The following is a 25128-nucleotide window of genomic DNA, read 5'->3' as shown; positions in this document are numbered from 1 at the left end:
CGCCGCGAACACCGGGTAGGTCTCGTACAGCTCGCGGCCCATGCCGAGCCGCTGGCTGCCCTGGCCGGTGAACAGGAATGCTGTCCCGCCCGTCCCGGCTTCGACGGCTTCGGCCGCGGCCAAGCCGTTGAGCAGCTCATCGGGGCCGATGCCGGTGATCACCGCGCGGTGCTCGAAGCGCGTGCGGATGTGCAGCGAGGCCGCGACGTCCGCCGGCTCGAACCCGGCCGCCAGGTGCTCGCGCAGCCGCGTGGCCTGCTCGGTCAGCGCGGCCGGCGACTTCGCCGACAGCACCAGCGGGACCACCGCCGGCGCCGGGACCTGCGGCTTCGGCGCGGGTTCCGGGGCCTGCTCGATGATCGCGTGGGCGTTGGTGCCGCTGAACCCGAACGACGACACCGCCGCGCGGCGCGCCCGTCCGGTCACCGGCCAGGCTCGCGCCTCGGTCAGCAGCTCGACCGCGCCCGACGCCCAGTCGACGTGCGGCGACGGCTCGTCGGCGTGCAGGGTCTTGGGCAGCTCCCCGCTGCGCAGCGCCATGACCATTTTGATCACGCCGCCGACACCCGCGGCCGCCTGGCTGTGCCCGATGTTCGACTTCAGCGAACCGAGCCACAGCGGGTCGCCGGTGCGCTCGGCGCCGTAGGTCGCGAGCAGCGCCTGCGCCTCGATCGGGTCGCCGAGTGACGTCCCGGTGCCGTGCGCCTCGACGACGTCCACATCGGACGGTGCGAGACCCGCGTTGGCCAGGGCCTGCCGGATCACCCGCTGCTGCGAGGGACCGTTTGGCGCGGTCAGGCCGTTCGACGCGCCGTCCTGGTTGATGGCGCTGCCGCGCACGACCGCCAGCACCGGGTGCCCGTTGCGCTGGGCGTCGGACAGACGCTCCAGCAGGATCATGCCCGCGCCTTCGGACCAGCCCGTGCCGTCGGCGTCCGCGGAGAACGCCTTGCACCGGCCGTCGGCGGCGAGGCCGCGCTGGCGCGAAAACTCGATGAACGCGTTCGGCGTCGCCATGACCGTGACACCGCCGGCGAGCGCCATAGTGCATTCGCCGTTGCGCAGCGCCTGAAGCGCCCAGTGCAGGGCGACCAAAGAGGACGAACAGGCAGTGTCCACAGTGACCGCCGGGCCCTCGAGCCCGAAGGTGTAGGCGACCCGGCCGGAGGCGATGCTGCCCGCGTTGCCGGTGCCGAGGTGGCCTTCGTAGTCCTCGTCCGCGCCGTCGAGCAGCGCGGAGTAGTCGTGGTACATCACGCCGGCGAAGACACCGGTCTTGCTGCCGCGCAACGCTTCCGGCGCGATGCCGGCGCGTTCGAAGGCTTCCCAGGACGTCTCCAGCAGCAGCCGGTGCTGCGGGTCCATCGTGACGGCCTCGCGCGGCGAGATCCCGAAGAACACCGGGTCGAAGCCGCCCGCGTCGTGCAGGAACCCGCCTTCGCGCGAGTAGCTGGTGCCGAGGTGGTCGGGGTCCGGGTGGTAGAGCCCGTCGAGGTCCCAGCCGCGGTTGTCCGGGAAGGTCGTGATGGCGTCGCCGCCGGCCGCGACGAGGTTCCACAGCTGCTCGGGGGTCGTGACGCCGCCGGGGTACCGGCAGCTCATCGCGACGATCGCGATCGGGTCGTCGGAGCCGGTGGCCGCGACGACCTCGACGGCTTCCCCGCCGCCGAACAGTTCGGTGTGGACATGTCCGGCGAGCGCGTCCGGTGTCGGGTAGTCGAACACCAGCGTCGCGGGCAGCCGCAGGCCGGTGGCCGTATGCAGGCGGTTGCGCAGCTCGATCGCGGTCAGCGAGTCGAAACCGGCGTCGCGGAACGCCTTAGCCGGGTCGACCTCGTCGCCCGAGTCGTAGCCGAGCACGCCCGCGACCTCGCCGCGGACCAGCGTCAGCAGCCGGTCACGCTGCTCGTCGGCGGCGAGCCCGGACAGGGTGTCCGCGAACGCTCCGGCCGTGCCGGTCGTCGCCGCGACCCGTCGCGCCGGTGCGCGGACCAGGCCACGCAGCAACGGCGGGACCTCGCCGGTGGCGGCGCGGATGGCCGCCGGGTCGAGGTGCACCGGCAGCAGGACCGCGCGGTCCGCGGCCAGCGCCGCGTCGAACAACGCCAGTCCCTCCTTAGTGGACAGTGGCGCGGTGCCGGCCCGGACCAGCCGGGCGACGTCGGCCTCGCCGAGGCTGCCCGCCATGCCGCCGTCCCACAGGCCCCAGGCCAGCGAGGTCGCCGGCAGACCGGCTGCGCGCCGCCGCTCGGCGAGCGCGTCGAGGTACGCGTTGGCCGCGGCGTAGTTCGCCTGCCCCGCGCCGCCCAACGTCCCGGCGACCGAGGAGAACAGGACGAACGCGTCGAGGTCGGTGGTCAGGTCGTGCAGGTTCTGCGCCGCGTCCGCCTTGGCGGCCAGCACGGTCGCGAGCCGTTCGGGGGTGAGGGATTCGACGAGCCCATCGTCGAGGACGCCCGCGCTGTGCACCACCGCGGTCACGCGGTGTTCGAACAGCAGATGTGCAAGGCCATCACGATCGGCGACGTCACAGGCCGCGATCGTCACGTCGGCGCCGAGTTCACGCAGACGCGCCGCCAGCTCGGCCGCGCCGGGCGCGTCCGCGCCGCGACGGCTGGTGAGCAGCAGGTCCCGGACGTCGTACCGGGTGACCAGGTGCTCGGCGAACAACGCGCCGAGCGCGCCGGTACCGCCGGTGACCAGGACAGTCCCGTCTCCGAAGTGGACGTCCGTTTCGGACAGTGCGGCCCGCGCGAGGCGGGGCACCGTGAGCACGCCGTCACGCACCGCGATCTGCGGTTCGCCGGTGGCCACCGCGGCGTGCAGTTCCGCGGGACCGGCGGTCGTGTCCAGGTCGACCAGGACGAACCGGCCCGGGTGCTCGGCCTGCGCCGAGCGGACCAGGCCGTGGGCCGCCGCGGCGGCGGGGTCGGCGTCGCGGGTCACGACGACGACCGTCGCCTCGGTGGGCAGCCACGTCTGGACCACGGCGAGCGCGGACACGGCGTCGGCGACCGGCGCGATGACGAAGCCGTCGGCTTCCGGCCAGCCGGCGGGAAGAGCCGTTTCAGGCCTGGGGACGGTGGTCCAGTCGACCTGGAACAGCGAGCTTCGCGCGACCCCACCAGTGAGCTGACCAGCGGAAACCGGCCGCAGCACCAGGGAGTCGGCCGAGAACACCGGCGCCCCGGACGGGTCGGCGACGTGCACCGACACCGCCTCGGCGCCGGTCGCGGCGAGGTGGACGCGCAGCGCCCGGGCGCCGGACGCGTGCAGCGAGACGCCGGACCAGACGAACGGCAGGCGCGCACCGCCCTCGGCCGGGAGGGCGCCGAGGCCGATGCCGTGCAGGGCCGCGTCGAGCAGCGCCGGGTGCAGGCCGAACCCGGACAGTTCGACGTCCTCGGGCAGGCTGACCTCGGCGAACACCTCCGTGCCGCGGCGCCAGGCCGCGGTCAGGCCCTGGAACAGCGGGCCGTAGGCCAGGCCGGCCGACTGCAGGCCGTCGTACAGCTCGGTGACGTCGACGGCCTCGGCGCCGGCGGGTGGCCACTCCGCCGGGGTCACCGGGATCGGCGCACCGGTCGCGGCGAGCACGCCGCCGGCGTGGCGGACCCACGGCTCGCCGTCCGGTCGCGAGTGGACGGACAGGGTCCGGCGCCCGGACGTGTCGGCCGCGCCGACGGTGATCTGGACGGCGACACCGCCCTGGGCCGGGATGACCAGCGGTGCTTCGAGCGTCAGCTCTTCGAGGCGGTCGCAGCCGACCTCGTCACCCGCGCGGATCGCGAGCTCGACGAAGGCCGTCCCCGGCAGCACGGTGACGCCGTGCACCGCGTGCTCGGCCAGCCACGGGTGCGTCTGCGCGGAGAGCCGTCCGGTGAAGACCAGGCCATCCCCTTCGGCCAGCTCGACCGACGCGCCCAGCAGCGGGTGGTCGGCCTTGCCGAGCCCGAGGCCGGAGGCGTCCGCGGCGGACGCCGCGCTGTGCAGCCAGTAGCGGCGACGGCGGAAGGCGTAGGTCGGGAGGTCGATCGTGCGTGCCCCCGAGCCGGCCCACAGCCGCGTCCAGTCGACGTCGGCGCTGCGGACGTCGACCTCGGCGAGCGCCGTGAGCAGAGTGTCCGGTTCGGACCGTCCCTTGCGCAGGGCCGGGACGAACGTCGCGGTCGCGGCGATCTCCTGGCCGAGCGCGGACAGCACGCCGTCCGGACCCAGTTCGACGAACGTCGTGACACCACGGCTTTCCAGCGTGCGCACCGCGTCGAGGAACCGGACCGCGCCGCGGACCTGGTCCACCCAGTAGCCCGGCGACGTCAGGTCGCCATCCACAGTGGACACAATCGGGATGCGCGGCTCGGTGAACGTCAATGTCTCCGCGACCGCGCGGAACTCCTCGAGCATCGGGTCCATCAACGGCGAGTGGAACGCGTGGCTGACCGTGAGCCGCTTGGTCTTGCGGTCCGCGAAGTGCGCCGCGACCGCCAGCACGGCGGCTTCGTCACCGGAGATCACCGTCGACATCGGACCGTTGAGCGCGGCGATGCTCACCGAGTCCGACAGGTGTGGCGTGATCTCGTCTCCGGTCGCCTGGATCGCGACCATCGCACCACCGGTCGGGAGCGCCTGCATGAGACGTCCCCGCGCCGACACCAGCTTGACCGCGTCGGCCAGTGAGAAGACCCCGGCGACGTGTGCCGCGGCCAGCTCGCCGATCGAGTGCCCGGCCAGGAAGTCCGGCCGGACGCCGAAGTGCTCGCAGAGGCGGAACAGGGCCACTTCCAGGGCGAACAGCGCGGCCTGGGTGTGCTGTGTCTGGTGCAGCTCGTCGGTGTCGAAGGCCACGTCGAAGTCGAACGCGGCGCGGATCTCGTCGAACGCCGCGGCGAACACCGGGTAGGTCTCGTACAGCTCACGGCCCATGCCGAGCCGCTGACTGCCCTGGCCGGTGAAGAGGAACGCCACCGAACCCGGCGACACCGCACCCGTCACGACACCACCGGATTCCCCGGCGGCCAGCGCGGCCAGGCCGCGCAGCAGCTCGTTGCGGTCCACACCGGACACCACCGCACGCAGCGGCATCCGGCTGCGCGTGGTCACCAGGGAGTGGGCGACGTCGAGCGCGTCCTGCTCCGCGGCGACGGCGTGCAGGCGCGACGCCTGCTCGCGCAGGGCGTCCGCGTCCCGCGCCGACAGCACGAACGGCGTGGCGATCGCAGGCTTCTCCCCCACGATCGGCTCGGCGAAGTCCGGTGCCTGCTCGATGATCGTGTGCGCGTTGGTGCCGCTGATGCCGAAGGACGACACCGCGGCGCGCCGCGGCCGTCCGGTCTCCGGCCACGGCGTCCGCTCGGTGAGCAGCTCGACCGCGCCCGCTTCCCAGTCGACGTGCCGCGAGGGCTCGTCGACGTGCAGGGTGGCCGGCAGTTCGCCATGCCGCATGGCCATGACCATCTTGATGATCCCGGCGACCCCCGCGGCGGCCTGGCTGTGGCCGATGTTGGACTTGATCGAGCCGAGGTACAGCGGGTCGCCGGTGCGGCCGGCGCCGTAGGTGGCCAGCAGGGCCTGGGCCTCGATCGGGTCACCCAGGGTGGTGCCGGTGCCGTGCGCCTCGACGGCGTCGACGTCCGAAGTGGACAGTCCGGCCGAGGCGAGGGCCTGGCGGATCACGCGTTGCTGCGACGGGCCGTTGGGCGCGGTCAAGCCGTTCGACGCGCCGTCCTGGTTGATCGCGCTGCCGCGCACCACCGCGAGGACCTGGTGGCCGTTGCGGCGGGCGTCGGAAAGCCGTTCCAGCAGCAGGAGACCGGCACCCTCGGACCAGCCGGTGCCGTCCGCCGCCTCGGCGAACGACTTGCACCGGCCGTCCGCGGCGAGGCCGCGCTGGCGGGAGAAGTCGACGAACGTCGTCGGCGTCGACATCACCGTGACACCGCCGGCCAGCGCCATTTCGCACTCGCCGTTGCGCAGCGCCTGCGCGGCGAGGTGCAGCGCCACCAGTGAGGACGAGCATGCGGTGTCGACCGTGACGGCCGGGCCTTCGAGCCCGAAGGTGTAGGCCAGCCGTCCGGAAAGGACACTGCCCGCGTTGCCGGTGCCGAGGTAACCCTCGACCTCTTCCGGGATCTCCGGCAGCCGCGCGGCGTAGTCGTGGTACATCAGGCCGGCGAACACACCGGTCCGGCTGCCCCGCAACGCTTCCGGCGCGATGCCGGCGCGTTCGAAGACCTCCCACGAGGTCTCCAGCAGCAGCCGCTGCTGCGGGTCCATGGCGAGGGCCTCACGCGGGGAGATGCCGAAGAACTCGGCGTCGAACTCGTCCGCCTCGTGCAGGAACCCGCCCTCGCGGGCGTAGCTCGTGCCGCTGTGGCCGGGCTCGGGGTGGAACAGTTTCTCCAGGTCCCAGCCGCGGTTGACCGGGAACGGCGAGATCGCGTCGGCGCCGGTCGACACCAGTCGCCACAGGTCTTCCGGCCCGCGGATGCCGCCGGGGTACCGGCAGCTCATCGCCACGATGGCGATCGGCTCGTCGACGTCGACCGCGCGGACCGGTGCCACCGCGACCGGCTCGGCCGAGCCGAGCAGCTCGGTGCGCAGGTGCGCGGCGAGGGTCGTCGCGTTCGGGTAGTCGAACACCAGGGTCGCGGGCAGCCGCAGGCCGGTCGCCGTGTTGAGCCGGTTGCGCAGGTCGACCGAGGTCAGCGAGTCGAAACCGAGCTCCTTGAACGCCTTCGCAGCGTCCACCGCGTCGGCCGAGTCGTAGCCGAGGGCGGCCGCGACGGTCTGGCGGACGACGCCGAGCAGGGTGCGCTCACGCTCCGCTTCGTCCATAGTGGACAGTCTGTCGGCCAGCGCCGAGCCACTGGCGACGACGTCAGCCGTCACCACCCGGCGGGTGGTGGTCCGGACCAGGCCGCGCAGCACGGCCGGCACCGCGGTGCCGGGGTCGCGCAGGGCGGCGGCGTCCATCCGCATCGGGACCAGCGCGGCCTCGCCGGACGCGAGCGCGGCGTCGAACAGCGCGACGCCCTCGTCCGCGGTCAGCGCGGCGACGCCGGCGCGGTTCATCCGCCGCCGGTCCGCCTCGCCGAGCCCGCCGGCCATGCTGCCGCCGTCGGCCCACAGGCCCCAGCCCAGCGACGTCGCCGGCTGCCCGGCGGCGCGACGGCGTGCGGCCAGGGAGTCGAGGAACACGTTGGCGGCCGCGTAGTTCGCCTGGCCGGCGGCGCCGAACACGCCGGAGGCCGAGGAGAACAGCACGAACGCGGACAGGTCCGTGGTGAGTTCGTGCAGGTTGAGCGCCGCGTCGACCTTCGGCCGCAGCACGGTGTCGATCCGCTCGGGGGTGAGGGTGCCGACGACGCCGTCGTCCAGCACACCGGCGGTGTGCACGACGGCGGTCAGCGGGTGCTCGGCCGGGATCGCCGCGAGGACCGCGGCGAGGGCGTCACGGTCGGCGGCGTCGCACGCCGCGAACCGGACTTCGGCGCCCAGTTCGGCGAGTTCAGCCGCGAGGGCGTCCGCGCCGTCGGCGGCGCCGCCGCGACGGCTGAGCAGCAGCAGGTGCCGCGCGCCGTGGCGGGTGACGAGGTGACGGGTGAACAACGCGCCGAGCGCGCCGGTTCCGCCGGTGACCAGCACCGTGCCGTTGACATCCACAGTGGACTCTTCAGTCACCGGGAGCGCGGCCCGCGCCAGGCGTGGGACGTACGTCTCCCCCGCACGCAGGGCGAGCTGCGGTTCGCCGGTCGCCAGGGCGGCGGCGATGGCCTGCTCGTCATCGGTGTCGGTGTCCAGCAGGACCAGGCGGTCCGGGTTCTCGGACTGCGCCGACCGGACCAGGCCCCAGACGGTAGCGGCGGCCAGGCCGGGGACGTCGTCCTCCGGCCGGACGGCGACCGCGCCGCGGGTGACCAGGACGAGCTTCGCCTCGTCGGTGCCGTCGATCCACTCCTGGACCAGCGCCAACGCCCGGTGCGCGGCTTCGTGCGCCCCGGCCGCCGAGTCCTCGGCGTCCACAGTGGCCAGTACGAACTCGGGCCGGGTGTCGCCGAGCCGGTCGAGGTGGCCGATCCCGGCCGTCCCGGACGGCTGGACCGGCGTCCATTCCAGGCGGAACATCGACTCGGTCCGGGCGGTGTCGAGCGCGTCGGCCGAGACCGGGCGCAGCACGAGGGAGCCGACCGTCGCGACCGGCTGCCCGGCGGCGTCGAACAGTTCCAGCGAGACGCCGCTGCCGGCCGGGGACAGCTTGGCCCGCAGTGCCGACGCGCCCGAGGCGTGCAGCGTGACGCCGGTCCAGGCGAACGGAATCCCCGTGCCCTCACCGGTGAGCCGGCCGCTCAGGCCGATCGCGTGCAGCACCGAGTCGAACAGTCCCGGGTGCAGCCCGAACGATTCGTCCACTTCGGACTCAAGGGTGACCTCGGCGTAGACGTCGTCACCGAGCTGCCACGCGGAACGCAGGCCGCGGAACGCCGGACCGTAGCCGAAACCGGCTCCGGCGAGGTCGTCGTAGAGCCGTGCCGTCTCCAGCGCCGTGGCGCCGGCGGGCGGCCATTCGGCCAGCTCGGCGGGCGGTGTCGCGGCGACGGTGCCGAGCAGACCGGTGGCGTGGGTCGTCCACGGGTGGCCGAACGTGGTGCCTTCCGGTCGCGAGTGGACGGTCACCTCTCGGCGGCCGTCTCCGTCCGGTTCGCCCACGGTGACCTGCAGCTGGACGCCGCCGTCGGCGGGCAGCACCAGCGGCGCTTGCAGGGTGAGCTCTTCGAGGTGGTCACAGCCCACCTGGTCGCCGGCGCGGACGGCCAGTTCGACCAGGCCGGTGCCGGGCACGAGCACGGTGCCGTGCACGGCGTGGTCGGCCAGCCACGGGTGGGTCAGCGTCGACAGCCTGCTGGTGAACAGCACGCCGTCGCCGCCCGCCAGCGAGACGGCCGCGCCGAGCATCGGGTGCTCGGCCGCGTCCAGGCCCAGCCCGGCGGCGGCGCCCCGGCTCGACGCGGTGGGCGTCGGCCAGAAGCGGCTCCGCTGGAAGGCGTAGGTGGGCAGGGTGATCCGGCGCGCGCCGGGGGTCAGCGCGGCCCAGTCGACGTCCGCGCCGTGGGTGTAGGCCGTGGCGAGGGCGGTGAGCAGGGTTCGGCGTTCCGGCCGGTCGCCGCGCAGGACGGCGGTGAACACAGCGGGCTCGTCCAGGCAGTCCTGGCCGAGTGCGGACAGGACGCCGTCCGGGCCCAGCTCGACGAACCTCGTCACGCCCTGGGCGGAGAGGGTCCGGATGCCGTCGACGAACCGGACGGCCTCACGCACATGCCGCACCCAGTAGTCCGCGTCGAACTCGGTCACCACCTCACCGGTGACGTTCGAGACGATCGGTATAACCGTCTTACCGTAAGACAGAGACTCAGCTATACCGCGGAACTCGGCCAGCATCGGGTCCATCAGCGGCGAGTGGAACGCGTGGCTGACCGTGAGGCGCTTGGTCTTGCGACCCAGCTCGGCGAACTGCGCGGCAACTGCCAACACGGCGTCCTCGTCGCCGGAGATCACGGTCGAGGTCGGGCCGTTCAACGCCGCAACGGTCACACGGTCAGACAGATATACCGAAACCTCCGCCTCGGTTGCCTGCACAGCCACCATCGCGCCACCGGTCGGCAGGGCCTGCATCAAGCGACCCCGGGCGGCGACCAGAGTGACCGCGTCCGTCAGCGAGAGGGCACCGGCGACGTGCGCCGCCGCCAGTTCGCCGATCGAGTGGCCGAGCAGGAAGTCCGGCCGGACGCCCAGGTTCTCCAGCAGCCGGAACAGCGCCACCTCGACCGCGAACAGCGCGGCCTGGGTGTAGGCGGTCTGGTCGAGCAGGGCGAAGTCCCCGAAGACGACCGTCCGGAGTGGACGGTCCAGGTGGGTGTCGAACTCGGCGCACACCGCGTCCAGGGCGTCCGCGAACACCGGGAACGCCGTGTACAGCTCGCGGCCCATCCCGGCCCGCTGGCTGCCCTGGCCGGTGAACAGGAACGCGGTCGAGCCGTCGGCGACGACGTCCCGCACCAGCTGCGCGGCGGGTTCGCCGCGGCCCAGCGCGCCGAGGGCGGCGAGCAGTTCGGCCCGGTCCCCGGTCAGCACCGCACGGTGCTCGTGCCGGGCGCGGGACGTGGCGAGCGAGAAGGCGACGTCGACCGGCTCCCAGTCCACGCCGTCGAGCTGCGCGTGGAGGCGGATCGCCTGGTCACGCAGGGCGTCGGCGTCGCGGGCGGAGAGCACCCACGGTGCTGGTTCCCCGGCGGGCAACCGTTCCGGCTCGACGGCCTCGGGCGCCTGCTCGAGAACGACGTGGGCGTTCGTGCCGCTCATGCCGAACGAAGACACCGCGGCGCGGCGCGGCCGGTCCACCGCCGGCCATACGCGAGAATCGGTCAGCAGCTCGACCGCTCCCGAAGCCCAGTCCACCTTGGACGACGGCTCGTCGACGTGCAGCGTCTTCGGCAGCAGCCCGTGCTGCATCGCCTGGACCATCTTGATGATCCCGCCAACACCGGCCGCAGCCTGGGTGTGTCCGATGTTGGACTTGAGCGAGCCCAAAAGCAACGGCGTCTCGCGGTCCTGGCCGTAGGTGGCCAGCAACGCCTGCGCCTCGATCGGGTCGCCCAATGTCGTACCGGTGCCGTGACCTTCGACAGCGTCGACGTCCGAAGTGGACAGACCGGCACTGGTCAACGCCTGTCGGATCACGCGCTGCTGCGCGGGCCCGTTCGGCGCGGTGAGGCCGTTGGACGCACCGTCCTGGTTGATCGCGCTCCCCCGCACGATCGCCAGGACCGGGTGGCCGTTGCGCTGGGCGTCGGACAGCCGCTCCAGCAGGAGCATGCCGACGCCTTCACCCCAGCCGGTGCCGTCGGCGGCCTCGGCGAACGGCTTGCACCGGCCGTCCTCGGCCAGCCCGCGCTGGCGGGAGAACTCGATGAACGCGTTCGGTGTCGACATGACGACCACGCCGCCCGCCAGGGCGAGCGAGCACTCGCCCGCCCGCAGGGCCTGCGCCGCGAGGTGCAGCGCGACCAGCGAAGACGAGCACGCAGTATCAACCGTGACCGCCGGGCCTTCGAGCCCGAAAGTGTAGGACAGCCGGCCGGACACGACCGCGGCCGCGTTGCCGGTGGCCAGGTGCCCTTCGAGACCGGGCTGCCCGGTCAGCAGTGTGCCGTAGTCCTGCAGGTTCGTCCCGGCGAAGACGCCGGTCCGGCTGCCGCGGACCGTGTGCGGGTCGATGCCGGCCCGCTCGAAGGCCTCCCAGGTCGTCTCGAGCAGCAGCCGCTGCTGCGGGTCCATGGCGAGGGCCTCACGCGGGCTGATCCCGAAGAACGCCGCGTCGAAGCGGTCGACGCCGTCGAGGAAGCCGCCGGTGCGGGCGTAGCTGGTGCCGGTGTTGTCCGGGTCCGGGTCGAACAGCGCGCCCAGGTCCCAGCCGCGGTCGGCCGGGAAGTCCGCGATCGCGTCGACGCCGTCGGCGACGAGGCGCCACAGCTCCTCCGGCGACCGGACGCCGCCGGGATAACGGCAGCTCATGGCCACGATCACGATCGGGTCGTCGGCCCCAGTGCGCATGTCGGACACGACGTCGGCGCCGGCGGTTTCCCGGCCACCGGTGAGTTCGGTGCGCAAGTGGCCGGCCAGGACGGTCGCGTTCGGGTAGTCGAACACCAGCGTCGCGGGGAGCCGGATGCCGGTCGCCGCGGTGAGCCGGTTGCGCAGCTCGACGGCGGTCAGCGAGTCGAACCCGAGTTCCTTGAACGCGCGGCCGGGCACGACCGCGTCGGTGCCGGTGTGGCCGAGCACCGCGGCGGCCTCGGTCCGGACCAAGTCGACGAGCAGGCGGTCCTGCTCGGCCTCCCCCAGCCCGGCCAGCCGGCCGGCCAGCTCGGAGACGTCGGCGGACGTCGTGTCCACAGTGGAATCAGCGAGCACACGGCGCACCTCGGGCACGCCGTCCAGCAGCGGCCGCGGCCGGGCCGCGGTGAACGCCGGGGCGAACTTGGCCCAGTCGACGTCGGCGACCACGACGGCGGTCTCGTCCGCACCGACCGCACGGCCGAGGGCGGCGATCGCCGAGGCCGGCGCGAGGGGCTCGAGGCCGCGGCGGCGCAGCTGGTCGATCGCGTCACCGCGAGCGGCCATGCCTCCCCCGGCCCACGGACCCCACGCCACGGCCGTGGCGGCGAGCCCGCGCGCCCGTCGGGCCTGGGCGAGGGCGTCGAGGTAGGCGTTCGCCGCCGCGTAGGCGGCCTGCCCACCCGAGCCCCAGATGCCCGAGATCGACGAGAAGAGCACAAAAGCGTCCAGTTCGGACGTTTCGAGCACGGCGTCCAGGTTGGCAGCACCGGTCACCTTGGCGGACAGCACCTCGGCGAACCCGGCGACGTCCACAGTGTCCAGTGGTGTCGCCCATTCGACGCCGGCCGCGTGCACGACGGCGTCGACCGGGTACTCGGCGACGAGCGCGGTCAGGGCGTCACGATCGGTGACGTCCAGCGCGGCGACCACGACGTCCACACCGGACTCGGCGAGTTCGTCGCGCAGTGCCTCGGCACCGGGTGCGGCGAGTCCGGCGCGGCTGGTCAGCACCAGCCGTTCCGCACCACCCGCGGCCGCCCAGCGGGCGACCTCGGCACCCAGCGCGCCGGTTCCTCCGGTGATCAGCACGGTGCCGCGCGGAGTCCACGACGTGACGCCGGCCGGCAGCGGCGCGGGCACGAGCCGGCGCACGTAGACGCCGGAGCCGCGGACCGCGACCTGGTCTTCGGTGCCGGCCAGCGCGCCGGCGACCCGGGCGAGCGCCCGGTCGTCCAGTTCGGCGGGCAGGTCGAGCAGGCCGCCCCAGCGGTGCGGCAGCTCCAGGCCGGCGACCTGGCCGATGCCCCAGACCAGGGCCTGGGACGCCGAGCCGAGGACGTCGGCGCGGCCGGTCGAGACCGCGCCGCGCGTCACCATCCACAAGGGAGCGTCGATCCCGGCCTCGCCGAGCGCGCGGACCAGCGTGAGGTTCGCGGCGGCGCCGAGCGTGACGCCCGGGTGTTCGGGGTGCGGCTCGTCGTTGGCGCCGAGCAGCGAAACAACACCGTCGAAAGCGGTTTCCTCGGGGATCTCGCCGTCGGTGACGACGACATCGGCCCCGGCGCGGGTGAGCGCGCCGCACAGCGGGTGTTCGGCGTCGCCGACGACCAGCCACGTGCCACGCAGCACGGGTGCCGCGAGGTCGGTCACCGGCTGCCAGGCGACGCGATAACGCCAGCCGTCCACAACGGACTCGACGCGTTGCTGCCGGTGCCACGCGGAGAGCGCGGGCAGCACGGCGCTGAGCGGCTGGTCACCGTCGAGAGCGAGAGTGCCGGTGACGGCGGCGAAGTCGGCGTTCTCGACCGCCGTCCAGAACTCGGCTTCGGCCGGGCTCGCCGACGTCGTCGTGACGACGGCGGCCGGCTGCTCCGGCCAGTAGCGCCGTCGCTGGAAGGCATACGTCGGCAGTGTGACGCGCGTTGTCGGGACACCCGCGAACACCGACGCCCAGTCGACGTCGGCGCCGTGGATGTGGACCTCGGTCAGCGCGGTCAGCACCGACGCGGTCTCGGCGCGGCCGCCACGCAGCGCGGCGGTGAAGTCGCCGGTCACGCAGTCCTGGCCCGCCGCGGTCAGCACGCCCTCGGGACCGAGTTCCAGGAACATCGTCACGCCGCGGGCGGCGAGCGTGCGCATCGCGTCGAGGAACCGGACCGTGCCGCGGACCTGGTCCACCCAGTAACCCGGGTTGGTCAGGCCGGTCGCCAGCTCACCGGACACAGTGGACACGACAGGAATACGCGGCGAATGGAAAGTCAGGGTTTCCGCCACCGCGCGGAAGTCGTCGAGCATGGCGTCCATACGCGACGAATGGAACGCGTGGCTCACCGTGAGCCGCTTGGTCTTGCGGCCTTCGAACCGCGCCACGAGGGCCAAGACGGCGTCCTCGTCACCGGAAACGACCGTCGACTCGGGACCGTTCAGGGCCGCGATGCTGACCGCGTCCGACAGGAACGGCGTGACCTCGTCCTCGGTCGCCTGGATCGCGACCATGGCCCCGCCGGTCGGCAGCGCCTGCATGAGCCGGCCGCGAGCCGAGACCAGCTTCACCGCGTCCGCCAGCGAGAACACGCCCGCGACGTGCGCGGCGGCCAGCTCGCCGATCGAGTGCCCGGCGAGGAAGTCCGGCCGCACGCCCCAGGACTCGAAGAGCCGGAACAACGCCACTTCCAGCGCGAACAGGTTCGCCTGCGCGTACTGCGTCTGGTCGAGGTCGCCGCCGTCAAGGTCGAAGTCGAACGCGGTGCGGATCTCGTCGAACGCGGCCGCGAACACCGGGTAGGTCTCGTGCAGCTCCCGGCCCATGCCGAGCCGCTGGCTGCCCTGTCCGGTGAACAGGAACGCGAGACCACCGCCGGTCGCGGTGCCGTGAGCGCCCTCGCCCCGGGCGACAGCGGCGAGCCCGGCCAGCAGGTCCTCCCGGCTCGTCGCCAGGAATCCGGCGCGGTGCTCCAGCGCGGAACGGGTGACGGCGAGCGCGGCGGCGGCTTCGGCCGGCTCGAATTCGTCGAGGTATGCGGCCAAACGACGCGCTTGGGCGCGAAGACCGTCTTCGTCCGCACCGGACACCACCACCGGCACGAGCGCGGGCAGCGTTTCCGGCGCGACGATGGCTTCCGATGGCGGCGCCTGCTCGATGATCGTGTGCGCGTTGGTGCCGCTGAACCCGAACGACGAGACGCCGGCGCGGCGCGGGCGGCCGGTCTCCGGCCAGGCCGTGGCCTCGGTGAGCAGCCGGACGGTGCCGGCCGACCAGTTGACGTGCGGCGTCGGCTCGTCGACGTGCAAGGTCGCGGGCAGGACGCCGTGGCGCATCGCCTCGACCATCTTGATGATCCCGCCGACACCCGCGGCGGCCTGGGTGTGGCCGATGTTCGACTTGACCGAGCCGAGCCACAGCGGCGTCTCGCGGTCGGTGCCGTAGGTGGCGATCAGCGCCTGGGCTTCGATCGGGTCGCCCAGGGTCGTGCCGGTGCCGTGCGCCTCGACGGCGTCGACGTCCGAAGTGGACAGTCCGGCGTTGGCGAGGGCCTGGCGGATGACGCGTTGCTGGGCCGGACCGCTGGGGGCGGTGATGCCGTTGGACGCGCCGTCCTGGTTGATCGCGCTGCCGCGCACCACGGCCAGTACCTGGTGACCGTGGCGCTGGGCATCGGAAAGCCTTTCCAGCAGGAGCATGCCGGCGCCTTCGCCCCAGCCCGTGCCGTCGGCCGCGGCGGCGAACGCCTTGACCCGGCCGTCCTCGGCGAGGCCGCGCTGACGCGAGAACTCGACGAACGTGGTGGGCGTCGACATCACCGCGACACCACCGGCGAGCGCCAGCGAGCACTCGCCCGAACGCAGCGACTGCGCGGCGAGGTGCAGTGCCACCAGCGAAGACGAGCACGCGGTGTCCACAGTGACCGCCGGGCCGGTGAAGCCGAAGGTGTAGGACAGCCGGCCGGAGACCACGCTGCCCGCGTTGCCGGTGGCCAGGTAGCCCTCGACGTCCTCGCCGGAGCTCTGCAGCAGCGTGGCGTAGTCCTGGCTGTTGGTTCCTGCGAACACGCCGATTTCCTGGCCGCGCACCGACTTCGGGTCGATGCCGGCGCGCTCGAAGGCCTCCCACGACGTCTCCAGCAGCAGCCGCTGCTGCGGGTCCATGCCCAGCGCTTCGCGCGGCGAGATGCCGAAGAACCCGGCGTCGAAGTCGGCGACGTCGTAGAGGAACGCGCCGTGCCGTGCGGCGGACGCGCCCAGGCCGTCGCCGAACAGCGCGTCGAAGTCCCAGCCGCGGTCGCCAGGCAGTTCCGAAACGGCGTCGCGGCCGGCGACGATCATCCGCCACAGGTCCTCGGGCGAGTGAATGCCGCCGGGGTACCGGCAGCTCATCGCGACGATGGCGATCGGGTCGTCGTCCTCGGCCGCGTGGGCCCGGACGAGCGCCCCGGCGGTCTCGCCGGCCAGCTCGGCACACAGGTGCTCGGCCAGCGCGGCGGGGGTCGGGTGGTCGTAGACGAGGGTCGAGGGCAGGGTCAGGCCGGTGGCCGCGGTGAGGCGGTTGCGCAGCTCGACCGCGGTGAGCGAGTCGAACCCGAGCTCGGTGAACGCCTTGTTCTCCGGCACGTCGGCGATCCCGGCGTGCCCGAGCACGGCTGCGACGCCGCCGCGGACGAAGTCGACGACCAGCAGCCGCCGCTCGGTTTCGGGCAGCCCGGCGATCCGCTCGGTGAGCGACTCGGGCCGAGTGTCGTCCATTGTGGGCTTGAGCGCGCGGACCTCCGGGAGGTCGCCGATGAGCGGGCTCGGCCGGGCGGCGGTGAAGCCGGGCGCGAACTTCGCCCAGTCGACGTCGACGACGCAGACCGTGGCCGCGTCCGAGGTGACCGCACGGTCCAAAGCGGACAGTGCCAGCTCCGGATCCATCTGCGGCACACCGGTGCGCCGCAGGCGTTCGGCGACGCCGTCGTCGGTGGCCATGCCGCTGCCCGCCCAGGCACCCCAGGCGATGGACGTCGCGGGCAGGCCGTCGGCGCGGCGGCGTTCGGCGAGGGCGTCGAGCCCGGCGTTGGCCGCGGCGTAGTTGCCCTGGCCGGGCGCGCCGAACACGCCGGCGGTCGAGGAGAACAGCACGAACGCGGTGATGGGCAAGTCGCGGGTGAGGGCGTCGAGGTGCCCGGCGGCGGTGACCTTGGCGCGCGCGACCGTGGCGAACCGGTCGGCGTCGAGCGAGTCGACGACGCCGTCGTCGAGCACGCCGGCGGTGTGGACGACGGTGGTGAGCGGGTGCTCGGCCGGGATGGCGGCGACGACCTCGGCGAGGGCGTCGCGGTCGGCCGCGTCGCAGGCGGCGATCGTGACGGAGACGCCGAGCGCGGTCAGTTCGTCGCGCAGGCCGGCGGCGCCGGGCGCGTCGAGGCCGCGACGGCTGGTCAAGACGAGGTGGTCGATGCCGCGGCCGGCCAGGTGGCGGGCCACGCGGGCGCCGAGCGCGCCGGTGCCGCCGGTGATCAGCGCGGTGCCGGTGGGCTGCCAGTCGGCGGCCGGGGCACCGGTCGCGCGGACGATCCGGTGGCCGAAGACGCCGTGGTCCCGGACCGCGAGCTGGTCTTCGTCGTGGCCGCCGGCGAGTACCGCGGCCAGCCGGGTGCCGGTCCGCACGTCGAGCCGTTCGGGCAGGTCGAGCAGGCCGGCCCAGCGCTGCGGCTGTTCCAGCGCGGCGACCCGGCCGAGGCCCCAGACCTGGGCCTGGTCGGCGCTGCGCAGGGCTTCGCCGCAGGTGACGGCCCCGGACGTGACGGTCCAGAGCCGCAGGTCGGTGCCCGCCTCGGCGAGTGCCCGGAGCGCGACGACCGTGTCCGGCAGACCGGCGTCGCCCAGGGGCAGCAGGGAAAGCACGCCCGCGGCCGGCGCTTCGGCGAGCGCGACGCGGATCTGTGTGGCCAGGGTGTCGCGGTCGGTCACCACGATCTTGCGCACGGACGCGCCGTTCGTGGTCAGCGCGGTAGAGACGTCTTCGACCAGGTCGAGCGCGGTTTCGGGGGTGAGCAGCAGCCAGTCGCCGGTGAGGTGGCCGTCGAGGTTCAACGGGGCCCAGTCGGTGCCGTAGCGCCAGTTGTCCACTGTGGATGCGGCGAGACGGCGACGGCGCCAGCCGGCCAGCGACGGGACGAGGTCGGTCAGGGCGTCGGCAGGCAGGTCCAGGGTGTCCGAGACGGTGTCGAGGTCACCGGACTCGATCGCGGCCCAGAAGCCGGCCTCGATCGGGTCGACGGCCGGTTCGACCGCGCGCTCGCGCGGCCAGAAGCGCCGGTGCTGGAACGGGTAGGTGGGCAGCTCGACGCGGGTGCCGGCGCCGCCGAGGACGGCGTCCCAGCTCACCGGCACGCCGCGGACGTACGCCTGGGCCAGCGCCGCGACGGCGGCCTGCGGCTCGGGGCGTCCCCGGCGGGTGGCCGCGGCGAAGACGCCCTCGGCCACGCAGTCCTGGGCCATCGCCGACAGCACGCCGTCCGGGCCCAGCTCGATGTAGGTCGTGACCCCGGCGGCTTCGAGGGTCCGCATCCCGTCGAGGAAGCGGACCGCGCCGCGGACGTGGGTGACCCAGTACTCGGCGTCGAACGCCGTGATCGGCTCACCGGTGACGTTCGAGACGATCGGTATGACCGGCTGACTGTATGACAGAGACTCCGCTATACCGCGGAACTCCGCCAGCATCGGGTCCATCAGCGGCGAGTGGAACGCGTGACTCACGACCAGGCGCTTGGTCTTGCGGCCCAGCTCGGCGAAGTGGGCCGCGACGGCCAGGACGGCGGCCTCGTCGCCGGAGATGACCGTCGAGTTCGGGCCGTTCAACGCCGCAACGGTCACACGGTCAGACAGATATACCGAAACCTCCGCCTCGGTGGCCTGGATCGCGACCATCGCGCCGCCGGTCGGCAGCGCCTGCATGAGGCGGCCGCGCGCCGCGACCAGCTTGACGGCGTCGGCGAGCGACAGCACCTCCGCGACGTGCGCGGCCGCCAGCTCGCCGATGGAGTGACCGACCAGGTGATCGGGCGTCACGCCCCAGTGCTCGAAGAGCCGGTACAGCGCGACTTCCAGCGCGAACAGCGCGGCCTGGGTGTAGCTCGTCTGGTCAAGCAGGGCCGCATCGGGCGAACCGGCGTCGGCGAACATGACCATCCGCAGTGGGCGGTCCAGGTGCGCCTCGAACCCGGCGCAGATCTCGTCCAAGGCGTCGGCGAACACGCCGAACGCGTCGTACAGCTCACGTCCCATCCCGGCGCGCTGGCTGCCCTGTCCGCTGAACAGGAACGCCGACCCGCCGGTCGCGGCCGTGCCCGACACTCCGGATCCGGCGGCGAGCGCGGCCAGGCCTTCCAGGAGTTCGTCCCGGTTGGCACCGGCTACGACACCGCGGTGGTCGAACCGCGCCCGTGTGGTCAGCGACGCGGCGACGTCCGCCGGTGTGACGTCCGGGTGTTCGGTCAGGTGCGCGTGCAGGCGTCCGGCCAGCGCGAACAGGGCGTCCTCGGTCTTGGCCGAGAGGGTGAGCGGCACGATCGCCGGCGCCGTGGCGTCCTCGGCGGGCTCCGGTTCGTCGGCCTGCTCGAGGATGACGTGCGCGTTCGTCCCGCTGATGCCGAACGACGACACACCCGCGCGGCGCGGCCGGCCGGTCTCCGGCCACGGCGTGGCCTCGGTGAGCAGCGCGACCGTGCCGTCGCTCCAGTCGATGTGCGGCGACGGCTCGTCGGCGTGCAGGGTCTGCGGGAGCAGGCCGTGGCGCATCGCCAAGACCATCTTGATCACGCCGGCGACACCCGCGGCGGCCTGCGTGTGCCCGATGTTGGACTTGATCGAGCCGAGCCACAGCGGGTCGCCCGCGCGGTCGGCACCGTAGGTCGCGATCAGCGCCTGCGCCTCGATCGGGTCACCCAGCGAGGTGCCCGTGCCGTGCGCCTCGACGGCGTCGACGTCCGAAGTGGACAGTCCGGCCGAGGTCAGCGCCTGGCGGATGACCCGCTGCTGCGAGGGGCCGTTGGGCGCGGTGAGGCCGTTGGACGCACCGTCCTGGTTGACCGCGCTGCCGCGGACCACGGCGAGCACCGGGTGGCCGTGGCGACGCGCGTCCGACAGCCGCTCCAGCACGAGCATGCCGATGCCCTCGCCGGAACCGAACCCGTCGGCGGCCGCGCCGAACGCCTTGCAGCGGCCGTCTGCGGCCAAGCCACGCTGCCGGCTGAACTCGACCAGCATCTCCGGCGTCGACATCACCACGACGCCGCCGGTGAGCGCCATCTCGCACTCACCGTTGCGCAGGGCCTGAGCGGCGAGGTGCAGGGCGACCAAAGAGGACGAACAGGCAGTGTCCACAGTGACCGCGGGGCCTTCTAGCCCCAGTGTGTAAGAGATCCGGCCCGACGCGACGCTCGCGGTGTTGCCGGTGCCGAAGTAACCCTCGACGTCCTCATCGGACGCGTGCAGCCGGGTGCCGTAGTCGTGGTAGGTCAGGCCGACGAACACGCCGGACCGGCTGCCCCGCAACGTCGCGGGGTCGATGCCCGCGCGCTCGACCGCTTCCCAGGACGTCTCCAGCAGCAGCCGCTGCTGCGGGTCCATCGCCATCGCCTCACGCGGGCTGATCCCGAAGAACGCGGGGTCGAAGTCGGCAGCACCGTCGAGGAAACCGCCTTCGCGGACGTAGCTGGTGCCGGCCGCGTCCGGGTCGGCGTCGTACAGGGCGGCCAGGTCCCAGCCGCGGTCGGTGGGGAACGGCCCGATGGCGTCGCCGCCACCGGAGACCAGGTTCCACAGGTCGTCGGGATTCCGGACGCCGCCGGGGAACCGGCAGCTCATCGCCACGATGGCGATCGGATCGTCTGTCGTGGTGGCCACGGCCACTTCGGTCGTCGGCGCGGGTGCGGCACCGGCCAGCTCGCCGCGGATGTGGCGGGCCAGCACGTCGGCCGTCGGGTAGTCGAACACCAGCGTCGCGGGCAGCTTCAGCCCGGTGGCCGCGGTCATCCGGTTGCGGAAGTCGACCGCGGTCAGCGAGTCGAACCCGAGGTCGCGGAAGGCCAGCCCGGCGTCGATCGCGTCGGCGGACGCGTGCCCGAGCACCCCGGCCGCCTGGCCGAGCACGATTTCGAGGACGGCCGCGTGCTGGTCCTTTTCGGACAGTCGGGCGATCCGCGCGGCCAGTCCGGTCGGCGCCTCCGCCGCGGCGGCCGGCTTCGCGGCCATGATCGCGGCCGCCTCCGGGATCTCGCTGATCAGCGGGCGGGCGCGGCCGGCGCTGAACGCGGGCACGAACTTGTCCCAGTCGATGTTCGCGATCGCCAGGAACGTGTCGTCGTGGTCCAGCGCCTGCTGGACCACGCCGATCGCGACGTCCGGCGCCATGTCGGCGCTGCCGCGGCGGCGCAGGACCTCTTCGACGACGCCTTCGGCCATGCCGCCGCCGGACCAGTGCCCCCAGGCCAGCGACGTCGCGGGCCGGCCGAGCGCGCGCCGCCGTTCGGCGAGCGCGTCGAGGAAAGCGTTTCCCGGCGCGTAGTTGCCCTGCCCGGCCAGGCCGAACGTGCCGGCGAAGGAGGAGAACAGGACGAACGCGGACAGGTCGAGGTCGCGGGTCAGCTCGTCGAGGTTGACCGCGGCGGTGACCTTGACGCGCAGGGTGCGCTCGTACTGCTCGACGGTCAGCTCGTCGAGGATGTTGTCGTCGAGCACGGCCGCGGTGTGCACGATCGTGGAGAGGTCTGGCACGGATCCGATCAGTGCGGCCAGCGCGTCGCGGTCGGCGACGTCGCAGGCCGCGGTGGTGACGCGGGCGCCGAGCGCGACGAGCTCGGCCTGCAGCTCGGGTGCGCCCGGGGCGTCGATGCCCCGGCGGCTGGTCAGCAGGATGTGCTCGGCGCCGGCCCGGGCGAGCCAGCGGGCAACGTGCCCGCCGAGCGCCCCGGTCCCGCCGGTGACCAGCACCGTTCCTTCGGGACGCCACTGCCGCGCGGCCGGCGGCCGGGCGTGGCTCGGGTCGCGGACGAGCCGGCGCGCGAACGCTCCGGCCGCGCGCAACGCGACCTGGTCCTCGCCGTCGCTCGCGGCGAGCACCCCGGCGAGGCCGCGCAGGTCGGTGGCGCCGGCGAGGTCGGCGAGGCCGCCCCAGCGCTGGGGGTGCTCCTGGGCGACGACGCGGCCGAGGCCCCACAGCAGGGCCTGGTGCGGGTGCGTCAGCGTGTCCGCCGGGTCGACCGAGACCGCGCCGCTCGTGGTGATCCACAGTGGAGCGTCGATCCCGGCGTCGCCGAGGGCCTGGACAAGGGTCAGAGTGCCGGCCACGAACGCGGGCACGGCGGGGTACTCGGGGTGCGGCCGGTCGTCGGCCGCGAGGAAGGAGACGACACCGGACGGCAAGGCGTCCGGGCAGGCGTCGCGCAGCAGCTCGGCCAGCGTGGCACGGTCGATCGTGGCGGCGTCGACGACGACCGGCACGACCGTGACGCCTTCGAGCGCGGGGGTTTCGCCGGTGGCCGAGACGACGGCGATCCAGATCCCGTCCGGCGTGATTCTGTTCTCCGGCAACGGCTTCCAGGTGACGCGGTAGCGCCACGAGTCCAGTTCGGACCGCTCCTGCTCCTGACGCCGCCAGGACGACAGCGCGGGCAGCAGCGCGCCGAGCGACTCGGCGGCACCCGCGTCCACGGCGAGGGTCCGCGCGAGCCCGTCGATGTCACCTGAGTCCACTGCGGACCAGAACCGGGCCTCCGGTTCGGAAACGGTGACCGGCGCGACGGCGTCCGGGTCCTCCTCCAGCCAGAACCGCTCGCGCTGGAACGGATAGGTGGGCAGGTCGTGCTCCGGCGCGGGCAGCACGCCGAACGTCTGCGCCCAGTCGGGCGTTGCGCCGTGCATGTGCGCCTGGGTCAGCGCGCCGAGGAACTGGTCCGCGCCGCCTTCGTTGCGGCGCAATGTGCCAACGGCCGTCGCGTCCGCGCCGGAGTCGTCCACAGTGTCCTGGACGCCGACGGTGAGCACCGGGTGCGGGCTGCACTCGACGAACACCGAGTGGCCGCGCGCGATGAGCTCTCGGGTGACCGGCTCGAACCGGACGGTGTTGCGGAGGTTCTCGTACCAGTACCGGGCGTCGAGGCGGGTGGTGTCGATCGGCTCGCCGGTCACCGTCGAGTAGAACGGCACGTCGGCCTGACGCGGCCGGATCGGCGCGAGCAGGTCGAGGAGTTCGGTCTCCAGGGACTCGACGTGCGCGGAGTGTGACGCGTAGTCGACCGGGATCTTCTTGGCCCGGACGTCCTGCTCCGCGCAGTGCGCGACCAGTTCGTCCACCGCGTCGGCGTCGCCGGAGACGACGGTGGAGCGCGGGCCGTTGACCGCGGCCACCGACAGGCGCCCGTCCCAGGCCGCGACCAGCTCGACGACGGCGTCGTGACCGAGCGGCACCGACACCATGCCGCCGCGTCCGGCCAGGGCGAGGATCGCCTTGCTGCGCAACGCGACGACCAGCGCACCGTCCTCAAGCGACAGTCCACCAGAGACGACCGCGGCCGCGATCTCGCCCTGCGAGTGCCCGACCACGGCGGACGGCTCGACGCCGTGCGCGCGCCACAGCGCGGCCAGCGAGACCATGACAGCCCACAGGACAGGCTGGACGACGTCCACCCGGTCGAACCCCGGCGCGCCCTCGACGCCGCGCAGGACGTCGAGCAGCGACCAGTCCACATGGGACGCCAGTGCCGCCGCGCACTCCTCGATCCGTGCCGCGAACACCGGCGACGCGTCGATCAGCTCGACGGCCATGCCGACCCACTGCGAGCCTTGGCCGGGGAAGACGAAGACGGACTTGACGTCACCGCGCGCGGTCCCGGTGCCCAGTTCGCCGCGAGCCAGCGCGTCGAGAGCGGTAAGCGCTTCCTGGTGATCGGTCGCCAGGAAAGCGGATCGGTACTCCAGAGCGGCCCGCGAGACGGCGAGCGCCCGGCCCACCGACGTCAGGTCGGCGTCCGGGTAGCGGGTCAGGTAGGTGCGCAGCTGCGCGGCCTGCTCGGCCAGCGCGGCGGGCGTGCGGCCGGACAGCACCAGCGGCACGGCGCCGCCGACCAGGCCCGGCTCGGCCGGCACCGGCTCGGCGTCGGGTGCTTGTTCCAGGATGATGTGCGCGTTCGTGCCGCTGACGCCGAACGCGGAGACGGCGCCGCGACGGGCGCGTCCGGTCTCCGGCCACGGCGTCCGCTCGGTGAGCAGCGACACCGCGCCCGCGCTCCAGTCCACATGGGACGACGGCTGGTCGACGTGCAGCGTCTGCGGGAGCACGCCGTGTTCGAGGGCCTTGACCATCTTGATCACGCCGGCCACGCCGGCGGCGGCCTGGGTGTGCCCGATGTTCGACTTCACCGACCCGAGCCACAGCGGGTCGCCCGGCCGGTCCTGGCCGTAGGTGGCCAGCAGGGCCTGCGCTTCGATCGGGTCGCCGAGCACCGTGCCGGTGCCGTGCGCCTCGACCGTGTCCACATCGGATGGACGGAGCTTCGCGTTGCCCAGCGCCTGGCGGATCACGCGCTGCTGAGACGGACCGTTGGGCGCGGTCAGGCCGTTGGAGGCGCCGTCCTGGTTGATCGCGCTGCCGCGGATCACCGCGAGCACGGGGTGGCCGAGCCGCTGGGCGTCGGAGAGCCGCTCGACGAGCAGCATGCCGACACCCTCGCCCCAGCCGGTGCCGTCGGCGCCCTCGGCGAACGCCTTGCAGCGGCCGTCGGGGGAAAGGCCGCGCTGGCGGGAGAACTCGACGAACGCCCGCGGCGTCGACATCACCGTGACACCGCCGGCCAGCGCCAGCGAGCACTCGCCGGTGCGCAGCGCTTGGACCGCGAGGTGCAGCGCGACCAGCGACGCCGAGCACGCCGTGTCGATCGTCATGGCCGGGCCCTCGAGCCCGAAGCTGTAGGCGAGCCGGCCGGAGACCACCGCGGCCGAGTTTCCGGTGGCCAGGTAGCCCTCGATCTCGTCGGCGACGCTGTCCACGACGCCCGCGTAGTCCTGGCCGTTGGTGCCCACGAAGACCCCGGCCCGGCTGCCGCGCACGCTGTCCGGATCCACCCCGGCGCGCTCGAACGCTTCCCACGAAAGCTCGAGCAGCAGCCGTTGCTGCGGGTCCATCGCGACGGCTTCCCGCGGCGACACCCCGAAGAACCCGGCGTCGAAGCGGTCCGCGCCGGAGATGAACCCGCCCTCGCGGACGTAGCAGGTGCCCGCGTGGTCGGGGTCCGGGTGGTAGAGCCCAGGCAGGTCCCAGCCGCGGTCGGCCGGGAAGCCGCCGATCGCGTCGCCGCCGGCGGCCAGCAGCTCCCACAGGTCCTCGGGGCTGCGGACGCCGCCGGGGAACCGGCAGCTCATCCCGACGATCGCGATCGGCTCCCTGGCCTTCTCGTCGGCCTGCCGCAAGCGGTCCTGCGCCTCTTGCAGGTCACGGGTGACCCGCTTGAGGTATTCGCGCAGCTTCTGCTCGTTCGCCAT

General features: G+C 73.4%; 1 protein-coding gene (cut by a window edge). It reads right to left on the bottom strand.

From position 1 onward, the window contains the following. Positions 1-25128, bottom strand: partial view of a type I polyketide synthase gene (locus OG439_RS04170; RefSeq protein ID WP_326947989.1) — the 5' portion only. The gene continues 22152 nt to the left of window position 1, outside the view; 25128 of the gene's 47280 nt are visible here — the first part of the coding sequence; it begins with the start codon at positions 25126-25128; the stop codon falls past the left edge of the window.

It is taken from the genome of Amycolatopsis sp. NBC_01307, from assembly GCF_035975215.1.
Classification (GTDB): Bacteria; Actinomycetota; Actinomycetes; order Mycobacteriales; family Pseudonocardiaceae; genus Amycolatopsis.
Note: the sequence above shows the minus strand (reverse complement) of the source record. Positions and strands in the feature narration are given on the sequence as shown.